The 6,993-nt window shown below is 36.1% G+C and carries 8 protein-coding genes and 1 pseudogene; 7 read left to right on the forward strand and 2 right to left on the reverse strand.

Annotation, left to right across the window (positions count from 1 at the left end; all coding sequences use genetic code 11):
• The gene (locus HPY74_10900) at window positions 1-450 is read right to left on the reverse strand and encodes a hypothetical protein (protein NSW91156.1); all 450 of its coding nucleotides are present in this window, start codon (window positions 448-450) and stop codon (window positions 1-3) included.
• A 115-nt stretch (window positions 451-565) separates the two neighbouring features.
• Between HPY74_10900 and HPY74_10905 the strand changes: the two genes are divergently transcribed.
• From HPY74_10905 to HPY74_10935, 7 genes and pseudogenes are all read left to right on the forward strand, one after another.
• Window positions 566-796 carry a transglutaminase domain-containing protein gene (locus HPY74_10905; protein ID NSW91157.1) on the forward strand — a complete coding sequence of 77 codons (231 nt, stop codon included), beginning with the start codon at window positions 566-568 and terminating at the stop codon, window positions 794-796.
• A gap of 275 nt (window positions 797-1,071) precedes the next feature.
• Entirely contained in the window at window positions 1,072-1,692 is a 621-nt protein-coding gene (locus HPY74_10910) for an alkaline phosphatase family protein (GenBank protein NSW91158.1), read from the forward strand.
• A gap of 131 nt (window positions 1,693-1,823) precedes the next feature.
• A complete protein-coding gene (locus HPY74_10915) occupies window positions 1,824-2,540 on the forward strand; it encodes an HAD family hydrolase (protein NSW91159.1) in 717 nt (238 codons plus the stop codon).
• Window positions 2,541-2,870: 330 nt separating this feature from the next.
• Window positions 2,871-3,032: pseudogene (locus HPY74_10920) on the forward strand (HTH domain-containing protein).
• A gap of 90 nt (window positions 3,033-3,122) precedes the next feature.
• The gene (locus tag HPY74_10925) at window positions 3,123-4,037 is read left to right on the forward strand and encodes an NUDIX hydrolase (protein ID NSW91160.1); all 915 of its coding nucleotides are present in this window, start codon (window positions 3,123-3,125) and stop codon (window positions 4,035-4,037) included.
• Between the two features lie 434 nt (window positions 4,038-4,471).
• Window positions 4,472-5,512 carry a sugar kinase gene (locus HPY74_10930; protein NSW91161.1) on the forward strand — a complete coding sequence of 347 codons (1,041 nt, stop codon included), beginning with the start codon at window positions 4,472-4,474 and terminating at the stop codon, window positions 5,510-5,512.
• A gap of 22 nt (window positions 5,513-5,534) precedes the next feature.
• Window positions 5,535-6,311 carry a hypothetical protein gene (locus tag HPY74_10935; protein NSW91162.1) on the forward strand — a complete coding sequence of 259 codons (777 nt, stop codon included), beginning with the start codon at window positions 5,535-5,537 and terminating at the stop codon, window positions 6,309-6,311.
• Between the two features lie 6 nt (window positions 6,312-6,317).
• On the opposite strand, the gene HPY74_10940 is transcribed toward HPY74_10935, so the two are convergent.
• Window positions 6,318-6,869, reverse strand: a complete 552-nt coding sequence (locus tag HPY74_10940; protein NSW91163.1) for a hypothetical protein — start codon at window positions 6,867-6,869, stop codon at window positions 6,318-6,320.
• Between the last annotated feature and the right edge of the window lie 124 nt (window positions 6,870-6,993).

Consider the following 6,993-nt stretch of genomic DNA (forward strand, 5'->3'; position numbering starts at 1 on the left):
TCAGAGTTTAATGCTTTCAAGAAGCATATATATCTTTTGTATAATCTCTTCGTTGCTCATTGATGACGGAAAGAATTTCAGCAGTTCAGTTCTTTTGAAGCTGATGGACCTGCTTTTTGAATCAGGCTTTTTCTTCATTATTTCTGAAATTGTTTCCTCAGTCAGACCGCTATCATTATTGGTTTTCCGTAATACTGAGGCCTTTTCATTGTCCAGGCGCTGCACACTGTTTTTCTTAATATATTCAAAAAGCAGCTCCTGGCTACCTCTTTTAAGATAGGATAAGTCAACGCCTGCTCTTATGCTGAAGCTTCCGGCATCAAGCATTTCAAGCAGTTGAGGAATGAGTTCGGTGAGCCGGATGTATTTGAATACCTGTACGCCGGCCAAGCCCTGCTGTTGTCCAATTAAATCCCTTGCCTTGGCGTTTCTTTTATCATCTTCTATCAAGTCTACACGTTTCCCCTGCCGTTTTAAAGCTTCCACTGAAAATATTGAAAAAGTTTTTACTGATAAGATTAATACCGTAGATGTAACTGTTATTGATAAGAGGCTTGATAAACTCGTGGACGAAATGGAGAGGCAGGTGAAGCTCAATTTAACAGCTGCATTAATGATGGCAGTGGGTCCTCTGTGTAAAGTTGTAAGTAGATATATGGTAGGGGTAAGTACAAGAGGTTGCTGGACAGAGGAAATTGTAATTGGAAATGAAATAAATCATGCTTGGAATGAAGCATATGTTGATGGGAGGAGGATAATCATTGATACTAGTTCCGGTATTGCTCCAGTGTCTTAGGAGTAAGTGGAAGGGATTTGAGAGTATAGAGGGAGTTTTAGCTACATGTTTTTACATGTATGGGAAAAAGCCATAAATGATTAATTAGTATTATTTTTTAATCCGCAAGTTTTTATTATGAAAGTTTAGAATTATGTGGTAAAATGTTGGTGTGCCGGAAGAAGGATAAGAGCATTATTGTTTTTTACAAACGAAGAGAAGCCAATAAGTATCTGAAAGAATTGAAGTTATCACCTATTTAGGTCGTATATATAAAGGATTTGGAGGAATAGGAAATGAAAGATAAAAGACCGGTTGTTTTAGTTGTGATGGACGGTATAGGAATAAGTAAAAGTGAGTATGGAAACGCGGTAAAGGCTGCATATATGCCTTTCTGGAATGGTAACAGAAGTGAAAAGTTTGACGAAGCGCTTGAAGTATTTGAGGAAGTACCCTCAGACAAAGTACCGTTTGAACAGCGTCCATGGATGAAAGCAGCAGAAATAACAGATAAACTGATTGATGCTGTACAATCTGGTAAATATACTTTTTTCAGAGCTAATTTTCCTAATGGAGATATGGTAGGACATACCGGTAATTTTGCTGCTGCAATAATTGCTGTTGATTTGTGCCTTAAAAGGATAATCCAGGCGGTTGATGAAGTGGGCGGAATACTGATTATCACTGCTGATCATGGAAATGTAGATGAGATGTATGAGAAATCTAAGGATAATGAAGTTCCTAATGCTAAAACTGCTCATACATTAAACCCTGTTCCGTTTATCATATATGATAAGTTAGAAAAGCATGAAATAAAGGAAGGCAGTTTCGGACTTGCTAACGTTGCTCCTACAGTAGTGACATTTTTTGGCATAAAAAAACCGGATATGTGGGAAGAGAGTATGTTGGTATATTAATCATGATTGATTATATCTATAGGCAGAAATTGTTGAATATAGGATATAGGGGGGTATTACAGCGTTTACCTTCCTTCAAATGGTTCATTGCTGACAATGTGCTTTAACTTGCGAATGTCAGGGGGTAAAAAATGGAGATAACAAAACCTAAAATGATCATGTTTGATTTTGGAGAAACCATACTGAAAAGTATCAGAACAGACTTTCTTAAAGGTACGCACCAAATTCTGGAGATTTCTGAAAATCCTAATGGTGTTACGTCTGAGGAGATACAGGAACTAGCGGATAGACTGAATCAGGAGCTCTACGGCTACCGGGACCAGTTACTCCTGGAGGTAAGCTGTCAAAGCTTTCAACGGTACATCTATGAATATTATGGTGTAAAGTTAACCCGCCCGGCTGATGAACTGGAACGTATTTTCTGGGATGAAGCTTTTACATGGACTCCAACTGAGGGAATACTGGATTTATTTAGGTATATGGATAAAACAGGTATACGTAAAGGCATTATCAGCAATATTTCTTTTACTGGTGATATCATCCGGTATGAGTTAAATAAGCATATGCCGGATATAAGTTTTGACTTTATTATAGCAAGTGTTGACTACTGCTTCAGGAAACCTTCTTCACGTATATTTGAACTGGCTTTGAAAAAAGCAGGCTTATCATGCCGTGAAGTATGGTATGCAGGGGATAGGTATGAGTATGATGTTAAAGGAGCAGCAGCTTGTCAGCTACATCCTGTATGGTACAATACCTGCGGCAGTGATAAAGAGTCCTCCTGTGATATTAGCTTTCTTTATATTACAAACTGGTCTGAGTTAATAGAGATAATAGAGAAATTATAGTGAAGATAGCCAAAAGTATTATTGTGTGGAATTCATGATAAGTATGCTATAATAGAAATGGGCACAGCCGAATAATGAAAGGCTTGTCGTCAATGATGATATTTATGTTCACTGGTATGACTGCATAAGCGATTATGTGTTATAAAAGGCATATTCATTCCGCTAACCGCTCTCAATTGAGAGCGGTTTCTCTTTGCAAAACAATAAGAGGTATAAAAGATACCTGTATACTTTTTAAGAATAAATCCTTTCGGACTATAGTGAATACTATATATTGTCACATTCAAATGGTATAATTATATAAGATGATAAAGTTTAACAGGTGGTTTAATGAAAATCAATAGGCTGCTTGAAATAACTATAATATTGCTTAATAGAAGAACTACTACAGCAAGAGAACTGGCTGACAGGTTTGGAGTTTCCACAAGAACAATATACAGGGATATAGATGTTTTATCCTCTGCGGGAGTTCCTGTGTTCACTAATAAGGGTATCCGATGGCATAATCTAAACGAAAAAGAAAAGACTGAACTGAAAATGTGAAATAATAATACAAAATTAATAAAACATGGGGTGGTTACTTTGGGAGAAAGCAAAAAAGTAAACAAGCAGGGATTGACTGAAGAAGAGTTTTTATTAGCTTATGATGCAAGTAAATATGACAGGCCTTCAGTTACTGTAGATATAATTGTTTTTACTGTGACAGATGAAGAAAACAGAAACTGCAGGGAACTTACAAAAAAGGCATTAAAGCTACTTATGATTAAAAGGGGTGATCATCCGTGCATTGGCCAGTGGGCACTTCCGGGAGGCTTTGTTAATATGAATGAAAGCCTGGATGAAGCAGCTTTGAGGGAGCTAAAGGAAGAGACAAACATTGATAATATATACCTTGAGCAGCTTTATACCTGGGGGGATGTAGACAGGGACCCGCGCACGAGAGTTATAAGCGTTTCATACGTATCCTTAGTAGACAGCTCAACCTTGGATGTAAAGGCCAATGATGATGCCGATGATGCCAAGTGGATGACGGTTTCATGCAAGTTATACCAGCGACAAAGGACAGTTATTGATAAGGGCTATACTCTGGAACAGTTATATACACTTATTCTTTCAAATGCAGAAGAAAATCTGTCCGCGATTGTAAAAAAAGTCAAAACTGTGGAGGGAAAAATAACAAAGATTAAACAGGAAGTGCTTGAATCCAACGGCATAGCCTTTGACCATGCAAAAATAATAGTCTATGCAATTGAAAGGCTTCGCAATAAAATAGAGTACACTGATATAGCATTCAACCTGATGCCGGAACTATTTACCCTGACTGAACTTCAGCAGGTATATGAAATTATACTCGATAAAAAAATGTCGAAAACCGACTTTCAAAAAAAAATTGCTGGTATGGTGATTGAAACCAATGAATATACAAAAGATGCGGGGCACAGGCCTTTAAAACTGTTCAGGTTTAATCCCAAGAGCAAAAAACTTATTCGTGGATAATTATGATATATTAGAAGATCACATTCTTGCACTATTTCGGCAGCACTGTATTCATCATATACCAAGGTGGAAATTCTACCTGCAAATATATCATCCAGGTATGAGAGCCTGTTTTTATTTATATCCATGGCGCAAGAAGTGGTAATGAGCCATTAGCCAGTTGCACTGTTTTGAAGATGCTTTTTGAAAACTAAACATCGTAATAATTTTAATATAATTTAATATAATAGTTTATGATTTGTTTGTGTGAACACTCCTGACTTCAGTCATGAGATGAAATGCAAACTACTTGATGAATAAATAAAATATAAGTATAATTAAGTATAATATAGAAAGAAAGCGAGGGTAGCATAACCAAACTTCTCAAGAATCCTGCGACTTTAGTCGTGGGAGGTTCAAAATCTTAGAAATAAATTAAAATAAGGAGAAATTATATGAGTAGAACTAATGTACAATCTATTGAATTTACAAAGGACTACTTGGAAGATATATTAAATAAAATAAAGAAGCTAAGAGTCGGTGTTATAGGAGATACCTGCCTTGATGTATATTGGGAAGCGGATATGACTCTAAGTGAACTCTCCAGGGAGACACCCCATTTTCCCCTTCCGGTAGTAAATGAGAGAATGTCGCTGGGAGGTGGAGGAAATGTTGCTGCAAATGTACATGATTTGGGAACTAACAGTACGTTAATGCTTACAGTTATAGGTGAAGATTGGCGTGGAGAACAACTAATAAAGCTGTTTTTAGAAAAGGGTATAAGTACAGATAATGTTATTATTTCAAACAAAGTAACTACTCCTGCCTATTGTAAACCAATCAGGAAAGGAATATCGGATATTGCATATGAAGATCCCAGGCTGGACTTTGAAAACAGGATACCAATAGGCAAAAGTATTGAAGATAAGGTTTTAAATGAATTAAATGAAATTATTGATAAAATTGATATCCTGTTAGTTGTAGATCAGTTAAAAAATGGAGTTGTAAGCCAGGCAGTAAGGGAGAAGCTTTCAAATATATCACAAAAAGGAATACCTGTAGTGGTTGACAGTCGTAATAGGATATCTCTTTATTTGAATGTTATAATAAAGCCTAATGAGGTAGAGGCTGTATCTGCCGTATACCAAAGGTTAGGGCTTAATGAAATAAATTATGACGTTGTATTAAATGCAGTATTTGAATTGTACAAGAAAACGGCAAAACCTGTTATAATTACTATGGGTTCTAAAGGTGCACTTTGGTATGAAGGCAAGGATATAATTGAAGTATCACCTTACCCGGTAGAACCACCAATTGATATTGTCGGGGCTGGTGATACTTTTATGGCTGCATTTTCATGTGCTTTTGGCTCAGGAATACCGGGACCAGTATCTGTAGCTTTTGGCAATCTTGCTTCCAGTATAGTACTTAAGAAAATTGGTACTACAGGTACAGTAACACCTTCAGAAATATTTGAAAGATTGGAAAGTCTATAAACATATTAAAAGGAAATGTGTTATGAAAAATATGTCTATCGAACCATCAGATGCAGTTTCATATTTACATGAGGATAAACTGCGAAAAAAAGCGGAAGAGTTTATCATGGTGTTGAAAAAGTGGGGCATTGAAGTTGAAATTACTATGATAAGAGACTACTTGATAAAACTATTAATAGAAAAGGACAGCGTAACTTATGGAAACTTAATTATAGACTATAAGGCCAAAAAAGATTCTTTCTCAATACGTACACAGGAACTAAAAGACAAGTCAATAGAGGATACCTTATTTATACTTTGGGAAAAAGTCGAAAAAGCAAGCAAACTTTCAGATGAAACTTCAAAAAACGGATTCCCTGAAAATGTACTCTCACAAGAGTATGGACATGAGAAAGATAAATATGAGATTTATGTTGACGGTTCATTTGCCGATGATTGTGTAGGGTATGGCTTTGTTATTTTAAAAAACGGTCAGCTTTTAAAAGAGTTATCCGGTCTGGTTACAGATGAGCTTTTTACAGGTTCGAGGCAGGTAGGTGGTGAAATTATTGCTGTAATGGAAGCTTTGGCATGGTGTAAAACGGAACACATTGACAATATTTCAATTTTTTATGATTTTGATAACTTGAAGAAATGGGCTACCGGTGAATACTCGGCCAATACTCCAATGACAAAGGTTTACAGGGAGTATGTACAAAACTGTGGTATCAACATTCAGTGGAATAAGGTGCCTGGCCATTCGGGTGTAAGATGGAATGAAAGAGCTGATGAACTAGCAAAGAAAGGGGCAAGTAAATGATTTTTTTCAATTTTCTTCGCCATTTGTAGGTTTTTCTGTTGTTTTATTCGCGGTATTTTTGAATCTAAACTTGTTGCCAAACGCTATAGTAAACCCAAGGACAATTAATATTACCGGAATTATGTATTTCTTCAATCCAAAAATTAAAACCTTGTCTAATGTTTGTACAAAAAATATGAGGGAAATACTTCCAAGTATCCCTACAGGTATAAGAAGTTCTTTTTCTCTTGAACCAAACCAATACAATTCAAATAAGCCCAAAGCCACAGCCAGTATAAATCCCGGCCAGAGTATATGCCACAGCCCATAGAGAGTTGATACCTGGTTGACGATCCCTACACCAAGCAGAATTCCGCCGGGTACAAGCAATCCAGGGTCTTTTTTGTCCCCTGAAAAGAACGCAATGTGAAAAATAGTACCCGGGATAATAAGGAAATATGTTGCCCAAAATTTGCCTATACTTAAATCCAAAGTTATAATGTCAAAATTCCTTAGTAAAAGTGCTGTACCAAGTATAACAAGTATTGTTCCAAAAACAGCGTTAAATTTTTTTTGCATAAAAGCTCCTCCTTAGACTATTATATTAACCAAATAAATAAACAAATAATTAATTAATTTACTTAAAAATATATTACAATTATATATTTTCCACATATTATGTCAAGACATCGGACTCAAAGCC

The sequence above is a fragment of the Bacillota bacterium genome (assembly GCA_013314855.1).
In the GTDB taxonomy this organism is placed as follows: Bacteria; Bacillota; Clostridia; order Acetivibrionales; family DUMC01; genus Ch48.